Consider the following 17,914-nt stretch of genomic DNA (forward strand, 5'->3'; position numbering starts at 1 on the left):
CCTAGTTGGCGGTCCAACGCCGGCCAGCCCTCCCGGCCGCGGGTCAGGACCGACGTCGGCCCTCGCGGCGCGGGGTCAGCCCTTGACGGCGCCGGCCACCAGGCCGGAGACCATCCGACGCTGCACCAGCAGGAAGAAGATGATGACCGGCAGGGTGAACAGGGTGGACGCGGCCATCACCGGCCCCCAGTTGGTGTCGTCCCGACCGAAGAAGAACGTCATCGCCACCGGCAGCGTGTAGCTGCCCTGGTCGTTGATGAACGTCAACGCGAAGATCAGCTCGTTCCACGCCGTGATGAAGGAGAAGATGCTGGTGGCCACCAGGCCGGGCGCGACCAGCGGGAAAAGCACCCGGCGGAAGATCTGGGCCCGGCTGGCCCCGTCGATCGCCGCCGCCTCCTCCAACTCCTTCGGCACCGCGGCGACGAAGCCGCGCAGCATCCAGACCGCGAACGGCAGCGAGAAACCGAGGTACGTGAGGATCAGGCTGGGCAGGGTGTTGTAGAGCCCGAGCCGCTGGATCATCAGGAACAGCGGGATGACCAACGCCTCCAGCGGGATCATCTGCACCACCAGCAGCATGATCAGGAAGCTGGTCCGCAGCTTGAAGCGGAACCGGGCCACCGCGGTCGCGGCGAGCAACGCCACCAGACCGCTGAGCACCACAGTGGAGACGGCTACCAGCGCGCTGTTGAGGAAGAAGTCGAGGAAGCTGACGCCGGGGATCAGGTTGCCGGTCAGGATCTCCCGGTAGTGCGCCAACGTCGGATGGGTCGGCACCGGCTGCGGGGTGGCCGAGAAGATCTCGCTGCTCGGCTTCAGCGAGGTGGAGATCATCCAGTAGACCGGGAACGCCGCGAAGAGCGCGACCAGCAGCCCGGCGCCGTTGAGGGCGATTTTTTTCACGATTCGTCCTCCTGCCTGAGCACCATCCGTACGTAGAAGCCTGTGACCACGAGCAGGATCAGCGTGAGGATCACCGCGATGGCCGCGCCGAGCCCGTACTTGGGCGGCGGGGAGAAGGCTTCGGCGTACGAGTAGATGGCGAGCATGAACGTCGGCCGGTCCTGGGTGCCGCCGGCCAGTACGAACTGCTGAGTGAAGACCTTGAAGTCCCAGATCGTGGAGAGCACGATCAGGATCCCGAAGACCGGGCGCAGCAACGGGAAGGTGATCTTCCAGAAGACCCGCCACGGGCTGGCGCCGTCCACCCGGGCCGCCTCGTGCAGCTCACTCGGCACGCTCTTGAGACCGGCCAGCACGCTCACCGCGATGAACGGGAACGAGTGCCAGACCACCACCAGGGTGAGGATGGCGAAGAAGAGCAGCGGCGAGTTGAACCAGCCGTAGCCGGTCCAGTCGCTGCGCCCGAACAGGCTGTTCGAGAGCCCGTCCGGCAACGCGTTGAACAGCCAGGTGACCAGGCCACTCGTGTCGTCGAAGATCCACTTCCAGACGATGGTGCCGGTCAGTGCCGGCGTGGCCCAGGCGAGCATCACGCAGCTGGCCACGAACGTCGCCATCTTGCGACCGAGCCGGTTGAGCAGCAGCCCCACGAGCGTGCCGAGCACCATGGTGAGCAGCACGTTGGCCGCGGCGAACAGAACCGTGTTGCGCAGCACGGTCAGGAAGAACGGGTCGGAGAGGATGTCGACGTAGTTGCCGAACCCCACCCACGGCCACTCCCGATCGCCGCGCAGCTGCCGGACGCTGTTCAGCCGGTAGAAGGACATCACCACCACCTGGCCGAGCGGCCAGAGCAGCAGCACCCCGATGATCAGCAGGGCGGGCAGGAGCAGCAGGTAGGGCAGGCGGTCCACCCGGCGACGCCGCCTCGCGGGGTTCTCCCGCGCGGCGGCCGTCTCCGGGCTTTTTGTCTGGGAGCTCACTTGCTGTTCAAAATGCCTTCCATCTCACCGGCCGCATCGGCGGTAGCCTTCTCGACCGTCTTCTGACCCTTCATGACCGAGCTGTTCATCGCCTGGGTCACCGTCTTCGTCCGGCTGACCTCCACCCACTTCGGGGTGAGCGGCGTGAGCTTGGTGTTCTGCATGGTGGTGGCGAACGCCGCCATCACCTTGTCGTTCGCGTACGCGTCACCGGAGACCAGGTCCTTGTAGACCGGGAAGAAGCCGAGGCTGCTCGCAAAGCTCTGCGCGTTCTTCTTGTTGAGCAGCACGGTCAGGTAGTCCCAGGCCAGGTCCTGCCGCTCGCTGTCCTTCCAGATCGCCACGTCCGAGCCGCCCGCGAAACCAGGCGCCGCTTTGCCGTCCGGGCCGGGGATCGGGAACGTACCCCAGACCTTCTCGATCTCGGGGTTGTCCTTCTTGATGGCGCCCTGCTGCCAGCTACCGGCGAAGGCCATCGCGGCCTTGCCGGTGGCGAACTGGGTGCGCGCGTCGATCTCGTTCCAGCCCGCCGCCGCCGGCGGGGCGACCTTGTGCACGGTCACCAGATCGGTCCAGAACTTGACGGCCCGCTGCGCCTCGGGCGTGGTGTAGCCGGACTTCCAGGTGCCGCCCTGGTTGCTGGCGATCTCGCCGCCGGCACCCCAGAGGAAGGAGTAGAAGGGCAGCTCGGAGTTGCCGGGCAGGGCGATGCCGTAGGTGCCCTTCTTCTTCGCCTGCACGGCCTTGGCCACCGTGACCAGGTCGTCCCAGGTCTTCGGGGGCTGCACGCCGGCCTCGGCGAACCAGTCGGTGCGGTAGTAGATCGCTCGCACACCGGCATACCAGGGCACGCCGTACTGCTTGCCGTCGAGCTGCGCGTTGCGCACCAGGTCGGGCAGCAGATCCTTGCCGTCGGTCCAGCCGCCCATCCGACCACTCACGTCGGCGAGCGCCTCCTGGGCGGCCCAACCCTGAGTCTCGGTGTTGCCCAGCTCGGTGATGTCCGGCCCTTCCCCGCCGGCGAGCGCCGCCTGGAACTTCTTGGGCGCCTCCAGCCAGGGGATGTACTGCACGACCACATCGGTGTCGGGGTGCTTCTGGCGGAACTCGGCCTCGACTCCGTCGAGGAAGGAGTTCTGCGCGTCCCCGCCCTCGCCCATCATCCAGACCGTGAGCTTGCTGTCGTCAGCCGCATCGTCGGAGCCTCCACAGCCGGTCAGCACCATCGCGGCCGAGGCCACCATGGCGGTGACCGGGGCCAGCCGCTTCCACCTGTTCACGCCACTTCTCCCCTCGCGCCGCCTGGAACTAACCTTCTCCGCCGCACCCTAGTACGGAGAATTCCTTTACGACAGTGGGCAGGACTGGCCGAAGCGTGGCGACCGTACCGCAGCGGCCCGACGACCGGCACTCCAACATCCGGCCAAAGTTGGGCCTTCCAACACGAAAGAGCGCCCGGCTCTCGGCCGGGCGCTCTTTCCAGTCGTGCTGTCCTACCAGTGGTGCTGTGTCGCCAGATGATGCCGGGTCGTTATCGGGTGACGCTGCGGCGGCGACCCACACCGGCCACCAGCGCGACAGCGATCGCGGCCACCACGACCTGCACCAGCAGCTCGGCCCAGTCGATACCGCTGGTCTCGGTCGCGATGCCGATGGCCCGCGCCAGGACGGTGCCCAGCAGCGCGGCGCCGACACCGATCAGCAGGTGCAGCCAGATCGGCATGTTCTGCCGGCCCGGGACGACCAGGCGGCCGAGCGCGCCGACGATGAGACCAACAACGATCGCAGTGATGATGCCCCACACGGTGAGCTCCACGGCCACCCTCCTTCAAGAATGTCTGACACACGGTGCGTGTGCTTCCTGTCGTGACCGTTAATTGCCCTACCCACCGAAAATCCAAACCGACTTCAATCACCAAACGATCACGACTTGGTCGACCGGAACAGGTTCCACCGCGGTCCCACCAGCCCCTCAGGCCACCCCGGCCACCCCGGCCGCCGGGCCGCCGCCGGGCCGCCGGGCATGATCAACACGAGGTCATTGAATCCGCGGTATTGGAGCCACCGGGACCCGCGACATCACGAAAACCGAGTCGATCACCGCGATCCAGCCCCGCCGGAGACGTCGAGCAGGAGGCGGCGACGTCCGTCGCGACAGGCAGAACGCCGATGGGCGCCCGGCCTGTCGGCCGGGCGCCCATCGGAGGTGTCGCGGTGGTACGAGTTGATGCTGTGGTGTTACCGGGTCACGCGGCGGCGGCCACCCACACCGGCCACCAGCGCGACAGCGATCGCGGCCACCACGACCTGCACCAGCAGCTCGCCCCAGTCGATACCGCTCGTCTCGGTCGCGATGCCGATGGCCCGCGCCAGGACGGTGCCCAGCAGGGCCGCGCCGATACCGATCAGCATGTGCAGCCAGATCGGCATGTTCTGCCGGCCGGGGACGACCAGCCGGCCGAGCGCGCCGACGATGAGACCGACAACGATCGCAGTGATGATGCCCCACACGGTGAACTCCACGGTCGCCCTCCTTCAAAGAATGTCTGACACACGAGTTGTGTGCTTCCTGTCGTGACGGCTAAGTGCCCGACCCACCGAAAGCCCAAACCGACTCACCTCAATCGACAACGTCAGCCGTCAATGTTCCGGCGGTGCGTCGGGTGACACGTGAGTACGTCCACACAGGTAGGAGCCCACTTCGTCGATCCGTCGGCCCCACAACAGCGACAAAAAATTTTCGGCACCCGGTGGGCACAATCCCCGTACCGGGGCACTCGAGGCGTCCGGAAACGCGACGCGCCCGGGTGCGGGTGGCACCCGGGCGCGTACGGCGGCGCGAACTACTTCTTGCCGGCGGCCTTGCCGTCGCCGGAGTCGGAGGAGAGGGCGGCGATGAAGGCCTCCTGCGGCACCTCGACCCGGCCGACCATCTTCATCCGCTTCTTGCCTTCCTTCTGCTTCTCCAGCAGCTTGCGCTTACGGCTGATGTCGCCGCCGTAGCACTTGGCGAGCACGTCCTTGCGGATCGCCCGGATGGTCTCCCGGGCGATGACCCGGCTGCCGATGGCCGCCTGGATCGGTACCTCGAACTGCTGGCGCGGGATCAGGGTGCGCAGCTTGGCGGCGATGGTGACACCGTAGTTGTACGCCTTGTCCTTGTGCACGATGGCGCTGAACGCGTCCACCGGCTCGCCGTGCAGCAGGATGTCCACCTTCACCAGGTCGGACGCCTGCTCGGTGGTGGGCTCGTAGTCGAGTGAGGCGTAGCCCTTGGTACGGCTCTTCAACTGGTCGAAGAAGTCGTAAATGATCTCCGCGAGCGGCAGCGTGTAGCGCAGCTCCACCCGGTCGGCGGACAGGTAGTCCATACCCAGCAGGTTGCCGCGCCGACCCTGACACAGCTCCATGACGGCGCCCACGTAGTCGTTGGGCGTCAACACGGTGGCCCGGACCACCGGCTCGTACACCTCGGCGATCTTGCCGGTGGGGTACTCGCTCGGGTTGGTGACGACGATCTCCTCGCCGTCGTCAGTGATCGCCCGGTAGACGACGTTGGGCGCGGTGGAGATGAGGTCGAGGTTGTACTCGCGCTCCAGCCGCTCCCTGATGATCTCCAGGTGGAGCAGGCCGAGGAAGCCGCAGCGGAAGCCGAACCCGAGCGCGCCGGAGGTCTCCGGCTCGTAGTCCAAGGCGGCGTCGTTGAGCTTGAGCTTGTCCAACGCCTCGCGCAGGTTGGGGTAGTCGGACCCGTCGATCGGGTAGAGGCCGGAGTAGACCATCGGCTTCGGGTCCTTGTAACCACCCAACGCCTCGGCCGCCGGCCGACTGTTGATGGTGACCGTGTCACCGACCCGGGACTGCCGGACGTCCTTCACACCGGTGATCAGGTAGCCGACCTCGCCGACGCCGAGCGCCTCGGCCTTGACCATCTCGGGTGAGATGACACCGATCTCCAGCAGCTCGTGCACCGCGCCGGTGGACATCATCTTGATCCGGTCGCGGGCGCTGATCCGACCGTCGATGACCCGGACGTACGTGACGACGCCCCGGTAGACGTCGTACACCGAATCGAAGATCATCGCCCGGGCGGGCGCCACGGCGTCACCGACCGGTGGGATGAACTGCCGGACGATCTCGTCGAGCAGGTAAGGAACGCCCTCGCCGGTCTTGCCGGAGACCCGGATGCAGTCCGCGGGGTCACCGCCGATCAGGTGGGCCAGCTCCTCGGCGTACTTCTCCGGCTGCGCGGCCGGCAGGTCGATCTTGTTGAGCACCGGGATGATGCGCAGGTCGTTTTCCAGGGCCAGGTAGAGGTTGGCCAGGGTCTGCGCCTCGATGCCCTGCGCGGCGTCGACCAGCAGCACGGCGCCCTCGCAGGCAGCCAACGACCGGGACACCTCGTACGTGAAGTCGACGTGCCCCGGGGTGTCGATCATGTTGAGCACCGCGTGCTCGCCAGCCCGCTCACCCTCACGGATGGTCCACGGCATGCGAACGGCCTGGCTCTTGATCGTGATGCCGCGCTCGCGCTCGATGTCCATCCGGTCCAGGTACTGGGCGCGCATCTGCCGGGGATCGACCACACCGGTGAGCTGCAACATCCGGTCGGCCAGGGTCGACTTCCCGTGGTCGATGTGGGCGATGATGCCGAAGTTCCGGATGCGACCGGGGTCGGTGGAACCAGGGGCGTTCGCGCCGGGATCGAGCTTCGGTGGCACAGCGGTCCGTTCTGGTCGGCTGACGTGAACAGGCCGGCGCGCCGCCGACCCCCTCTATGTTCCCACGCCGCCGGGGTGCGCCCACTGCGCGGGCGATGGATCGGCCCGAGGACCCCTCACTCCATCGGCGGCTCGACGAAGAGCGCTGCCAACCGGGGCAGCCGTCGGCGGGCCTCGTCCTCGTCGTCGAAGTCCCAGAAGTCGTTGAGGTCCGGCGTCCGCACCGGGTCGCGGTCCGCCGGCAGCTCGGTCGCGGTGGCCTTGCGGTACGCGTCCCAGGGAACCGACAGCATCTGCTCGGCGGAGAACTCCTCGCCGCTGAGCGAGGCCGCCCGCACCTGGGGCAGTTCGGCCAGCGAGTCCGGTTCGGCGACCGCGCGGGCGAAGACGGCCCGACCCTGGGCCATCAGCCAGCCCCGGAAGTGTTCGAAGCCGTCGGCCGAGGCGCCACCGTTGATCAGGTACGCCGCACCCCACAGATCCGCCTTGTGCGAGGCGGCCAGCACCCGCGTCTGGTGCCGCGCGTACCCGATGATCTCCTCCGGGTCGCGCTCGGCGAGCAACGCCACGGCCCGTGCGGCGACCGGGCCGGGCTCACCCCCGCCGCCGGCCCGCGCCTCGTCGATCAGCTGCCAGAAGTCCTCGGTCCTCATGGCTTGGCAGTCTGGCAGTGTCGCCGTGCGTCGCGCACGTACCCCAGGGCAGCATGGTGGGATGTCCCCTCCCCTGCTGCCGCCGGTGCCGTACCACGCGAGCGCCCTGCGTCCGTCGTGGCCGGCGTTACCGGCGGCGCTGCGGGCCGCGGTCGCCGAACGGCTCGGCGCGCCGGTGGTCACCGCCCGGATCGCGGGCGCGGGCTTCACCCGCGGCTTCGCCGCCGTGCTCGACACCGCCGACGGAGGTCAGGCCTTCGTCAAGGCCGCACCCGCCGCCGAGCAACCGCATCTGGTCGACTGGTACGCCCGAGAGGCCGCGATCCTCGACCGGCTGCCGGCCGACCTGCCGGCGCCCCGCCCCCGGTGGACCCTCTCCGCGGCCGGCTGGTTCGTGCTCTGCACCGACGCCGTCGACGGGCACACCCCGCGCCTGCCCTGGGTGCCCGCCGAGTTGGACGCCACCCTCGCCGGGTACGCGCGGGTCGCCGCCGCCCTGGCCGACCCGCCGGCCGAGCTGACCGCGCTCGGTCTGCCGCACCTGGCCGACCTGGCCCGGTCGGACATCCTCTGGTGGGAGGAGGTCGCCGCCGGTCGGGAGCCAACCCCACCACTGCCCGCGCCACTGCTGGGCCGGCTGCCCGAGCTGGTGGAGCTGGAGTCCCTCCTCCCCCGGTACGCAGCCGGCGCGACCAGCCTGATCCACGGCGACCTGCGGGTCGACAACGCGCTGATCGACTCGGACGGCCGAGCCTGGTTCTGCGACTGGACCTGGGTCTGCTCCGGGCCCGCCTGGTTCGACCTGGCCGGTCTGCTGCTCACCGCGTACGCCAGCGGGCTGGACGCGGACCGGCTCTTCGCCTCGCACCCCGCCACCGCCGGCGCGCCCCCGGACGCGCTGGACGCGACCCTGGCCGCGTTGGCCGGCTACTACCTCACCGGCGCTGCGGCGGCACCGCCGACGGCCTCGCCGCACCTGCCCGCCCACCAGCAATGGAGCGGCGAGCAGTCGCTCGACTGGCTGGCCCACCGCCAGGGCTGGCGGTGACGCGGGCCGGTCTGGGGCGAGCTGGCGGTAACGCGGGCTGACCTGGGTCGGGCTGGCGGTGACGCGGGCCGGTCTGGCGGTGACGCGGGCCGGCCTGCCGCCGCGCTGGCGGTGAGCCGCCGCCGTGTTCGAGGGCGTAACCTGGTCCCCGACGGGCCGGGTCCGTCCGCGCGAAGGCCGAGCCGTTTTGGCTCGGCCCCGGCGACCTGGTAACCTGGCTCTTCGCGCAGCGATGACGCACGTTCGTCATCACGCGCAATAAGCTGACCAACCCGAGCTATCAAGACGAGGCTGTCGCGTGGCGAACATCAAGTCCCAGATCAAGCGCAACCGGCAGAACGAGAAGGCCCGGCTGCGCAACAAGTCGGTCAAGTCGTCGCTGAAGACCGCCGTCCGGAAGTTCCACGAGGCTGCCGAGGCCGGTGACGTCGAGAAGGCGACCGCGCTCATGCTGGACGCCTCGCGCAAGCTGGACAAGGCCGTCAGCAAGGGCGTGATCCACTCCAACCAGGCCGCGAACCGCAAGTCCGCGATCGCGAAGCGCGTGGTGTCGCTCTCCGCCTGACGACTTCACCGTCAGACTGATTCGGAAAACCCCGGGCCCCAGGCCCGGGGTTTCCGTGTGTCCAGAGGCCGGCCGTGTTCATCCGGACCGGCTGTTCGGTGCGTGGGCCCCGACGGGGTCGGCGCTCAGTCCGACGGGTTGGCCCGCCGGGGCGGTGGCACCTGGTCGGCGGTGATCACCACGCCGGGAACGCTGTGCGAGACCCACTCCACCCGGGCTCGGCCGACCACCGGTTCCATCTGCCGGCGAAACCGGTCCCGTTCCTGCTCGGGCACGAGCGCGGCGGAGCGGACCACGATCGCGGCCACCATGTCGTTGAGCTTCACCATGGCTGCCACCACGACCGGCAGCACCAGCACCGCCCACCAGCTGACCAACTCGGCGAGGGCGAGCAGCACCGCCAGTGCGATGGCACCCTCGAAGAAGAGGAAGCACAGCACGCCACCGGGGTTGACGAACCGCAGGCCGAGGAGCCGGGCGTAGAGCGGCCGGTAACGCTCCTCGTCCACGGGAATGGTGGCCCACGCCGGGCGGCTCGCCCCCGTCACCTGGTGCTGCCCTGCCGGGCCGCCGCGACCGAGAAAACCGCACGCTCCAGGGCGTACGCCCGGTCGTCGGAGCCGCCCTTGACGGCCGCGTTGCACTCGGCGGCGACCTGCATGGCCCGGACCAGGCCCTCCGGCGTCCAGCCCCGCCCCTGCCGCTGCGCCCGCTCGATCTTCCAGGCGGGCATTCCGAGGCTGCTGGCGAGCTGGTACGGACTACCTCGACCGGCCGACGCCACCCGGGCCACAGTGCGCACCCCGTCGGCCAGGGCGTCGGCGATGGGCACCGGGTCGACCCCGACGTGCAGGGCCCAGCGCAGCGCCTCAAGCGCCCCCGGCACGTCGCCGACCATCGTGGCGTCCGCCACCGTGAAGCCGGTCACCTCGACCCGGCCCCGGTAGTAACGGGAGACCGTCTCGGCGCTGATCCGCCCATCGGTGTCGGCGACCAGTTGGGAGCAGGCGGCGGCCAGCTCACGCATGTCGTTGCCGACCGCGGCGATGAGCGCCTCGGCGGCGTCGTCGGTGCACTTTCCGCCGGCCCGGCGGATCTCGTCGCGAACGAAGGCCACCCGGTCGCGGTGCCCCTTGAGCTTGGCGGCCGGGACCACCGTCGCGCCGGCCGCCCGCAGACCGTCGGCGAACGCCTTGCCCTTGGCACCGCCCAGGTGCAGCACCAGCAGCTGGACCTCCGGGTCGGGATTCTTCGCGTACGCCAACAGCGCGGCGACCAGGTCCTTGCGGGCGTCCTGGCCGGAACGCAGGATCAGCAGCCGCCGCCCGCCGAACAACGAGGGGCTGAGCATCTCGGCGATCTCGCCGACGGTGAGCGCACTGGCCTGGTACTCGCGGACGTCCACCTCGGGGTCCACACTGCGAGCCTTCGCGACAGCTTCGGTGACCGCGCGCGTGGCGAGCAGTTCCTCGTCACCGAGGACGAGCAGAATGGGGGCGAGGCTGGCGGGGGTCACGCCGCCCATATTCGCACGGCCTGCGGCGGGATCGTGCCTGCTCATTCGCTACTTGATCGGCGCAGCCCGCACACAGCGCAAATCCAGACATCCAAGTCAATTCCCCGTTTAATCCGCAATTCGCCCAATTAATCGGAAGCCCGTTCTTGATCCACACGGGATCAGGGAAACTGCGGTGTCGGACCGCCGCTGATACCCCGAGGTCAGCGCTCCCGAGTCGATCAGCGACCGGACGGTCAGCGCGGTTCAGGCCGCCGGCCGCGACGCTAGCTGCCGGCCCGCGACGCAAGGCTGCCGGCCCGCGGGTCAGGGCTGCCGGCCCGCGGATCAGGGCTGCCGGCCCGCCGGCACACCTCGCCGGGCTACCGCCAGACCGCCGCCCGTTCGGACCGCCGCCACGTCGCCGTCCGTGTCGGTGCGCAGCACCCGCACGCCGCCCCTGCCCAGGTGGGCGAGCAGCCCCGCACTCGGGTGCCCGTAGGTGTTGCCCGTGCCCACCGGCACGAGCGCCACCGTCGGCCGCACCGCGTCGAGGAAGCCCTGGTCCTGGTACGCCGACCCGTGGTGCGCGACCTTCAACACGTCCGCCCGTAACTGGCCGGGGGCCGCCCGCGCCACCATCGCGTGCTGCTCCTCGGTCTCCGCGTCGCCGGCCAACAGGATCCGTACCCCGGCCACAGTGGCGCGCAGCACCAGCGAGTTGTTGTTCGGGTCGGACCTGGTCCCGGCCAGCGGGTACGGCGGGCCGAGCACCAGCAGATCGACCCCGCCCACTGGGTGGCGAGCGCCGGCCACGGTGGTCAGCAGCGCGGCCTGCCCGCCGGTGGCCGCCGCCCGAACCAGGTCCCTTCCGCTCTCCGGGTCGGTGGACGACGGCGTCAGCACGGCACCCACCCGCCGCCCTCGGAACACCCCGGCCACCCCGCCCACGTGGTCGGCGTGAAAGTGGCTGATCACCAGCAGGGGCACCTCCCGTACGCCGAGTCGACGCAGGCAACCGTCCACCGCACCCGGTTCCGGCCCGGCGTCCACCACCACGGCCCGGCCGGGGTCGACCGGGAGCACCAGGGCGTCGCCCTGCCCCACCGCGCAGGCCACCACCACCCACCCGGCGGGTGGCCAGCCGGCGGCCACCAGCCGAACCGGCAGGGCACCCAGCACGGCGGCGACCCCCACCACCGCGACCAGTCGGCGTACGAGTGGCCGGCGCACCGCGATCAGCAGCGCGACGGTCAGCCCGGTCAGCAGCAGGGCACCGGGTACGCCGCCCGGCCACGGCACTGTGCCACCTGGCAGTCGAGCACCCTGGCGGGCGATGACCACCAGCCACCAGGCCGGCCAACTCGCCAGCCACGCGACGAACTCGGCGCCGGCCGGCCAGATCGGCGACACCATGGCCGCCAGCACACCCAGCACTGTCGCCGGCGCGATGGCCGGCACCGCCAGCAGGTTTGCCGGCACCGCCACCAGGCTCACCGTCCCGGAGATCCCGGCGACGACCGGGCCGCAGGCAAGTTGGGCAGCCGCCGGCACGGCCAGCGCCTCGGCCAGCCCAGGCGGGACGCCTCGCCGACGCAATCCGTCCCGCCAACGCGGCGCGAGCAGCAGCAGGCCACCGGTGGCCAGCACGGAGAGGGCGAACCCGGGATTTCCGGCCAACTCGGGGTCGACGAGCACCAGCACTGTCACGGCGGCGGCCAGCGCGGGAAGCGCCGCCCGAGGTCGACCGGCGGCCAGCGCGGCGAGCCCGATCGCTCCCATTGTGGCGGCCCGTACGACGCTCGGTGACGGACGGACCAGGATGACGAACCCCACCAGCGCCACCCCACACAGCACGGCGGCGAGCCACGGGCCGGCGCGCGACCATCGGGCCAGCAACAACACCGCACCCACCACGATCGCGACGTTGGAGCCGGAGACCGCGTTGAGATGTGTCATCCCGGTGGCCTGGAAGTCCGCCTCGACGGCGGGTGGCAGTCGACTGGTGTCGCCCACCACCAGACCGGGCAGCAGCCCACCGGGGTCGTCGGGCAGCGGCGCGCAGGCCCGTTGCAGGCCGGTACGCAGCGTCCCGGCGGCGCGCTGCGCCCAGGACGGCGCGCCGTGCCGTTCCGGCGGAGCGTTGGTGCTGAGCACCGCCGCGGTGAGGTCGCCGCCGCGCGGAACGCCGAGCCGGCCGTCGACGGTGAGGCGCTGCCCAGGCAGCAGGCCCCGCCACGCCGGATCGGTCGCCAGGACCAGTACCCGCACCGACGCGTGGATCCGTCGACCATCCGGGCCGGTGAGCCGGACCAGCTCGGACGACACCAGCAGCATCCCCGGCCGCCCGGCGCTCCGGAGCGGGCGCGGGTCGTCCCGGACGACCAGGTCGGCGGTGATCGGAGCGCGTTGCTCCGCGAGGGCACGGATCGCCGGCGCGTCGCGAACGGTGAGCCGGGCGGCGGTGGCCGCACCACCGCAGAGCACACCGAGGCCGACCGCCACGGCCACCCACCCGTAGCGCCGCACCATGGCTCGGGGACGGCCGAGGCGGCCGAGCAGATGCGCAGCACCAATTGCCGTCAGACCGGCCCCCGCGCCGGCCACCAGCAGCGTGGCGCGGCTGCCAAGGTGCAGGCCGGCGAGCGCCGTGAGCCAGGCCGCCACGGCGAGCCCAGCCAGTCGCAGATCCGGCGGCTCCGACCGGGCCCCGCCAACCGGTGGCGCGGCCTGCGCCGACCCAGCCGGCGGCCCGGGCTGAGCCCCGCCGGCCGGTGGGTCAGCGGTAACGGAAAACCCGCTCACACCGTCACCAGATCCTTGAGCTGCTCGTAACGGGCATCGCCGATCCCGTCGACCTGGCGTAGGTCGCCAACGGACTTGAACCCGCCGTGCTGATCGCGATGGGCGAGGATCCGTTGGGCGAGCACCGGTCCGACCCCGGGCAGCGCGTCGAGCTGCGCCAGTGTCGCGGTGTTGAGGTTCAGCGGCCCGGCGGCGGGTACCGCACCGCCCGCCGCAGGCCCGGCCGCACCGCCCGGCACCGGCGGTGGCGTCATCCCGACCACGATCAGCTCGCCGTCGGTGACCTTGCGGGCGGGGTTGAGCAGCGCCACGTCGACCCCCGGGAGCGCGCCGCCAGCCGCCTGCACCGCGTCGGCGAGACGGGACCCGGCCGGCAGGCGTACCAAACCGGGTTTTCGGACCTTGCCCGCGACCGCCACCACCAGCTCGGCGGAGCTGGACACGCTCGGATCACCCGCCGGTGCGGCCGACGCGGCGTCGCTGGCCAGCGGGGCGACCGGCTCCGACTCCGGCCGGGCCTGCCAGGCCCAACCTGCCGCACCCGCGACCACCACCACGGCGACCACCGCCAACGCCCGCACGCCCCGCCGCCCAGGGTCGAACGCCGACGGGCCGGGCAACCGCGACTCGGGCGGGACCGCAAGGCCGTCCGGTGCTGGCTCCGCGACCGATGCCGCAAGCTGGGACGGCAACACGCCACCCGGGGTTGCGTCCACGAGCGGCGCACCAAACGGGGGTACGCCCGCGGCCGACGCCTCGGGCCGGGGTAACGGTGCGACAACCGTCTCCGTCAACCGGCGCAGGCGCTGGCGTACCTCTGTCTCCTCGTCGTGCGACACAACGCGACGCTATGACGGCGGCCGAGACGGTGGAGTGCGGCGGCACCGCCCTGTGGATGGCCAACCTCAATGTGGACAACTACCTGATCAAGCATCGATTTGCTAAGGGGTCAGCATGTTGGGCCTGGTCTGGTCAGGGCCGGCCCCGGACGCCAGAGGAGGAACCAAGCTGCGTTTCAGGATTGAGGGCGGGCCTGGCGAGGCGAAGGCTCCGAGCCCGGCGGACCGGATATCCGGCGACCGGTCCTTCCCCGCGTGCGCTTCCGCCGCGGCCGAGTGCCAGTCTTGGCAGCAGCGCGTCCGGCAGGTCGACGCCGCCTTGAGCCTGTCGTTCCGTCACCGTTGATCGCGCGTCGGCCGGCGGCCAGCATGCTGAGCACAGCGGTGACGGCGACGATGCCCAGCCAGAGGGGCCACCCGCTCTCGCTTTCGACGAGTTCTTCCGGCAACCGCGGGTCGACCAGGCCCTGGGGATCACGCACCACCGTGACTCGTTGCCCCACTGCCCCTTCTGGCTTGTCCGACGCTCCAGTGGGATTCCCTGGCCACCGCCCCAATTCCCCGGGAATACGCTGGTTGTGCTGATCGGCGAGGGTGTAGTGAAGGTGACGAACCTTCCCCGTCTCATCGCGCAGGGAAATGACAGTGGCTACGACCCGCTCGCCGCGATGCGTGAGCACAGCCGACCACAATCCCTGGGCAGCAACGAGCATGAGAAAGGCACTGACCAGCGAAGCGAGGACCAGCAGGACCACGTGCGGTGGCATCCCGGGCGAGGTCACCCGCACGGCCACCGCCAGGGAGACGCACCACAATAAGAGGGCTGGGATGATGGTGTCCTCGGCTCGGATCCAGGTTGTCGCTCCCACGGTCCCGACCGCCTCGGTGACGGTGAACACCACCAGGTACACCCCGGCCAACGGGTTGACCCATCGACGAACACCGAGAGCCCTCATGGGCGCAGCGTAGGTCCGGTAGGCAACGACTCAGGTATTGCGCGCCAGGCCGGCCTAGCGCAGAGTACGGCTGAGATGCGGGCTCGACTACGGCGGATACACATCGACGGGCACACCTTCACGTGGCGCGCGGCGCTGCACACCGTGCAGGTCAACGGTTTCTACCGCCGAGCCGTCTACGTTCGCGCCTGGGGACCCGGCGGCAAGACCAGCCAGAAACTCGAAGCGGATCTGTTGTCGGCCCCCGGGCCGTACGTTGTCGACAACGGTTACCCCACACCCGCCGACGTGCGGGCGGTCATCACCTGCGGCCTGAAGAGTGGCTGGCAGCCAGAGCAGCGGGGCGGAACGTTCGTGCTGTCCGACCGCGAGCATGGGGCCAACTTCGCGGCGACGGGGTTCCAACTGACTGATCCCGTACGCCCGGGCGAGAGCGGCCCCACGACCCACGAGGCTCAGCAGCGAGGCTGACGGCCGGTGGGGCAACCGCGCCCGACCGGCCGACGGGCCTGCTACAGGTACGGCCGGGTGATGATCTCGATGGCGTGGCCAGCCGGGTCGAAGAAGTAGAAGCCCCGCCCACCGTGCTCGGTGTTGGTCTCCCCCTCGCGCTTCAACTGCGGGTCCGCCCAGTACGTGATGCCACGCCCCTCGACAAACGCCAGGCACCGCACGAACAACTCGTCGTCGACCAGGAACGCGTAGTGCTGCATCTGGATGTCCACCGGCGGCTCGGCGAACTGGAGCAGCACACCCTCATCCAGTTGGACGTTGGCGAACGGCCCCCACGAAGGCGCCTCCGGCAGCTCGAACAACTCGCGGTAGAACGCGGCCGAGGCGTTCTTGTCCTTGCTGGCGATGATGGTGTGGTTGAACGTGACTGTCATCCGTACCGTCTTCTTCCCGGTCGATCCGAAGACCCGACCAGAGGCCCACAGCGTTCAGCCAGCCAACGCAGATGACGAAGCCCCGAGGGCACCGACGCCCCGGATCCCGCACGAGAGACGCGTACATCGCATCGATCTCGGCGTGGTGGCTGAAGTAGCCAGAACCTCCGGGGGGTAGGCCCATCTGGGGCGCGCACGGAGGCTAACACAGCGGCGCGGGCAGGATCATTCACCGTTTCTGGAGCAACTGCCGTCGGTGTCCGAGATCGGCGAGCTGTACAACGTGGCACGCTCCACGGCCTATCGAGCCGTCAAGGAGCTGCACGAACGGAACCTGATCTACGGTCAGCAGGGCCAGGGCGTATTCGTCGCCGACAGCTAGGCTTCGACCGGCACGAGAGCTACCGACGGTCAGCGGGCCTCTGGGTCGAGGCCGAGTACGGCCCGTCCGCCGTCCACCGGCAGCGTCACCCCGTTGACGAAGCTCGCCGCGGGCGACAGCAGGTACGCGACCGCCTCGGCCACCTCCTCGGCCCGCCCGATGCGGCCCACCGGGTGCAGCCGGGTCAGCTCGGCGTCGATCCACTGGGCCTGGGTGGGCTCCTGCGTGGCGAGGAATTCGGCGTGCCGCTCGGTGGCGATCGAGCCGAGCGCGACCGCGTTGGCGCGGATGCCGTGCCGGCCGTACTCGACGGCCAGCGCCCGGGTGAGCCCTTCCACGGCGGCCTTCGCCGTCGCGTACGGCAGTGCACCGGACACCGGTCGACGGGCCTGGTGCGACGAGACGTTGACGATCGCGCCGCCGGCGGCGCGGGCCAGGAAGCGGCGGACGGCGACCGCGGCGCCCACCACGGCCGGGCGCAGGTTCAACCCGATCAGCTCCAGCACCGTGTCGGCCGACGCGGAGTGCAGCGTGGCGTCGCGGAACACCGCTGCGTTGTTCACCCAGCCGGTCAGCGGCGCGGCGCGGTCTGCCAGCTCGGCGGCGCGCTCGGCCACCTGCTCGTCGGCGGCGTCGCCGACCACCGCGACGAGCCGATCGGCGGCCGGATGGTCGGCCAACCAGTCGACCGCGTCGGCGTCGCGTTCCAGGACGACGATGGTGGCGCCGGTCGCCAGCAGCCGTTCCACCACGGCCCGGCCGACACCGCGACCACCTCCGGTCACCACGCACGACGTGGGCACGGCTCAGCCCTCCGGTCGGCGGTGGACGACCACGCAGGCCAGGCCCGGCCCGGCGTGCGCGGCGACGACGGCACCCGCCTCGGAGACGTACGTGTCGTGCAGCCGGTCACCGAACCGCTCGGTCAACGCGGCGCGCAACGCCTCGGCCCGTTGCGGCGCGGCCAGGTGGTGCACCCCGAGATCCACGTCGTCGCCGTCGGCCGCCTCGACGGCCAGGTCCACGAGACGGGCCACTCCCCGGCTGGCGGTGCGGACCTTCTCCCGCAGCACGATCGCCCCGTCCGGCATATGCATGATCGGCTTGACGGACAGCGCGGTGCCGACCAACGCCTCGGCCGCGTTGATCCGGCCGCCCCGGCGCAGGAACTCCAGCGTGTCGACGTAGAACCAGACAGTGGTGCGGGCGATGGCGGCGAGCGCCGCGTCGCGTACAGCGGCAAGGTCGGCGCCGGCCTCGGCGACGGTGGCGGCGGCGATGGCCGGAAAGCCCAGCCCCATGCCCGCCGAGCGGCTGTCCACGACCTCGACCCGGCCGTCCAGGTCGGCGGCGGCGAGCCGGGCGGCCTCCACCGTGCCGGACAGCGCGGCGGAGATGTGCACCGAGACGATCCCGTCGGCGCCGGCGTCGAGCAGTCGGCGGTACGTGCGGGCGAACTGCTCGGGTGCCGGGCGGGAGGTGGTCGCGGTGACCCGGCGGGCGCTCAGCGCCAGTGTGGCGTCGGCCGGCTGGGTCTCCACCCCCTCCAACCCCTCCGCGCCGTTGAGCACGACGGTCAACGGCACGACGGTCAGCCGGTGCGCCTGCACCAGCTCGGACGGAAGGTAGGCGGTGGAGTCGATGACAACCGCGACGGGCATGCCCGGCACGCTA

At 70.6% G+C, this 17,914-nt stretch carries 19 protein-coding genes; 4 read left to right on the plus strand and 15 right to left on the minus strand.

Annotated features, from left to right (window positions below):
* Window positions 1-75 precede the first annotated feature (75 nt).
* The 7 genes from FB453_RS20840 to FB453_RS20870 form a co-directional block, all read right to left on the minus strand.
* Complete coding sequence (locus tag FB453_RS20840) at window positions 76-909, minus strand: carbohydrate ABC transporter permease (protein WP_112588332.1); 834 nt, start codon at window positions 907-909, stop codon at window positions 76-78.
* A complete protein-coding gene (locus tag FB453_RS20845) occupies window positions 903-1,889 on the minus strand; it encodes a carbohydrate ABC transporter permease (protein WP_091409821.1) in 987 nt (328 codons plus the stop codon). Before FB453_RS20845 ends, FB453_RS20840 begins: the two co-directional genes overlap by 7 nt.
* The gene (locus FB453_RS20850) at window positions 1,886-3,169 is read right to left on the minus strand and encodes a sugar ABC transporter substrate-binding protein (protein ID WP_145792552.1); all 1,284 of its coding nucleotides are present in this window, start codon (window positions 3,167-3,169) and stop codon (window positions 1,886-1,888) included. Before FB453_RS20850 ends, FB453_RS20845 begins: the two co-directional genes overlap by 4 nt.
* A 251-nt stretch (window positions 3,170-3,420) precedes the next feature.
* Window positions 3,421-3,705 (minus strand): GlsB/YeaQ/YmgE family stress response membrane protein, encoded by a 285-nt coding sequence (locus FB453_RS20855; protein ID WP_091410004.1) that lies wholly within the window; start codon window positions 3,703-3,705, stop codon window positions 3,421-3,423.
* Window positions 3,706-4,127: 422 nt separating this feature from the next.
* Window positions 4,128-4,412 carry a GlsB/YeaQ/YmgE family stress response membrane protein gene (locus tag FB453_RS20860; protein WP_091409827.1) on the minus strand — a complete coding sequence of 95 codons (285 nt, stop codon included), beginning with the start codon at window positions 4,410-4,412 and terminating at the stop codon, window positions 4,128-4,130.
* A 320-nt stretch (window positions 4,413-4,732) separates the two neighbouring features.
* Window positions 4,733-6,610 carry a translation elongation factor 4 gene (lepA, locus tag FB453_RS20865; RefSeq protein WP_145792555.1) on the minus strand — a complete coding sequence of 626 codons (1,878 nt, stop codon included), beginning with the start codon at window positions 6,608-6,610 and terminating at the stop codon, window positions 4,733-4,735.
* Window positions 6,611-6,726: 116 nt separating this feature from the next.
* The gene (locus tag FB453_RS20870) at window positions 6,727-7,263 is read right to left on the minus strand and encodes a DUF4240 domain-containing protein (protein ID WP_145792557.1); all 537 of its coding nucleotides are present in this window, start codon (window positions 7,261-7,263) and stop codon (window positions 6,727-6,729) included.
* A gap of 61 nt (window positions 7,264-7,324) precedes the next feature.
* Between FB453_RS20870 and FB453_RS20875 the strand changes: the two genes are divergently transcribed.
* Both FB453_RS20875 and rpsT read left to right on the plus strand, forming a co-directional pair.
* On the plus strand, window positions 7,325-8,311 hold the full coding sequence (locus tag FB453_RS20875; protein WP_145792560.1) for a phosphotransferase: 987 nt from the start codon (window positions 7,325-7,327) through the stop codon (window positions 8,309-8,311).
* Window positions 8,312-8,609: 298 nt separating this feature from the next.
* The gene (gene rpsT / locus FB453_RS20880; RefSeq protein ID WP_030491765.1) at window positions 8,610-8,876 is read left to right on the plus strand and encodes a 30S ribosomal protein S20; all 267 of its coding nucleotides are present in this window, start codon (window positions 8,610-8,612) and stop codon (window positions 8,874-8,876) included.
* 125 nt (window positions 8,877-9,001) lie between these two features.
* Here rpsT and FB453_RS20885 read toward each other — a convergent pair whose 3' ends face one another.
* The 5 genes from FB453_RS20885 to FB453_RS20905 all read right to left on the minus strand — a co-directional run bounded on the left by FB453_RS20885 (window position 9,002) and on the right by FB453_RS20905 (window position 14,971).
* Window positions 9,002-9,424, minus strand: a complete 423-nt coding sequence (locus tag FB453_RS20885; protein ID WP_112699465.1) for a hypothetical protein — start codon at window positions 9,422-9,424, stop codon at window positions 9,002-9,004.
* Window positions 9,421-10,401 carry a DNA polymerase III subunit delta gene (holA, locus tag FB453_RS20890; RefSeq protein ID WP_145792563.1) on the minus strand — a complete coding sequence of 327 codons (981 nt, stop codon included), beginning with the start codon at window positions 10,399-10,401 and terminating at the stop codon, window positions 9,421-9,423. Before holA ends, FB453_RS20885 begins: the two co-directional genes overlap by 4 nt.
* Before the next feature lie 318 nt (window positions 10,402-10,719).
* Window positions 10,720-13,176, minus strand: coding sequence for a ComEC/Rec2 family competence protein (locus FB453_RS20895; RefSeq protein ID WP_145792566.1), 2,457 nt, complete (start codon window positions 13,174-13,176; stop codon window positions 10,720-10,722).
* Window positions 13,173-14,015 carry a ComEA family DNA-binding protein gene (locus FB453_RS20900; RefSeq protein WP_145792569.1) on the minus strand — a complete coding sequence of 281 codons (843 nt, stop codon included), beginning with the start codon at window positions 14,013-14,015 and terminating at the stop codon, window positions 13,173-13,175. The genes FB453_RS20895 and FB453_RS20900 overlap by 4 nt, the downstream gene beginning before the upstream one ends.
* Before the next feature lie 176 nt (window positions 14,016-14,191).
* Window positions 14,192-14,971, minus strand: coding sequence for a DUF3592 domain-containing protein (locus FB453_RS20905; protein ID WP_145792571.1), 780 nt, complete (start codon window positions 14,969-14,971; stop codon window positions 14,192-14,194).
* A gap of 75 nt (window positions 14,972-15,046) precedes the next feature.
* Between FB453_RS20905 and FB453_RS20910 the strand changes: the two genes are divergently transcribed.
* Window positions 15,047-15,442 (plus strand): integrase, encoded by a 396-nt coding sequence (locus tag FB453_RS20910; RefSeq protein ID WP_145792573.1) that lies wholly within the window; start codon window positions 15,047-15,049, stop codon window positions 15,440-15,442.
* A gap of 41 nt (window positions 15,443-15,483) precedes the next feature.
* On the opposite strand, the gene FB453_RS20915 is transcribed toward FB453_RS20910, so the two are convergent.
* Window positions 15,484-15,858, minus strand: coding sequence for a VOC family protein (locus FB453_RS20915; protein WP_112642113.1), 375 nt, complete (start codon window positions 15,856-15,858; stop codon window positions 15,484-15,486).
* 247 nt (window positions 15,859-16,105) lie between these two features.
* Here FB453_RS20915 and FB453_RS34300 point away from each other — a divergent pair, with 247 nt between their 5' ends.
* Complete coding sequence (locus FB453_RS34300; protein WP_486480358.1) at window positions 16,106-16,240, plus strand: GntR family transcriptional regulator; 135 nt, start codon at window positions 16,106-16,108, stop codon at window positions 16,238-16,240.
* A gap of 29 nt (window positions 16,241-16,269) precedes the next feature.
* Here the strand turns inward: FB453_RS34300 and FB453_RS20925 are convergent, their stop codons facing one another.
* On the minus strand, window positions 16,270-17,043 hold the full coding sequence (locus FB453_RS20925) for an SDR family NAD(P)-dependent oxidoreductase (protein ID WP_091409864.1): 774 nt from the start codon (window positions 17,041-17,043) through the stop codon (window positions 16,270-16,272).
* A gap of 3 nt (window positions 17,044-17,046) precedes the next feature.
* Window positions 17,047-17,901, minus strand: coding sequence for a DegV family protein (locus FB453_RS20930; protein WP_145792578.1), 855 nt, complete (start codon window positions 17,899-17,901; stop codon window positions 17,047-17,049).
* Window positions 17,902-17,914 lie beyond the last annotated feature (13 nt).

It is taken from the genome of Micromonospora sp. CNZ322 (assembly GCF_007827755.1).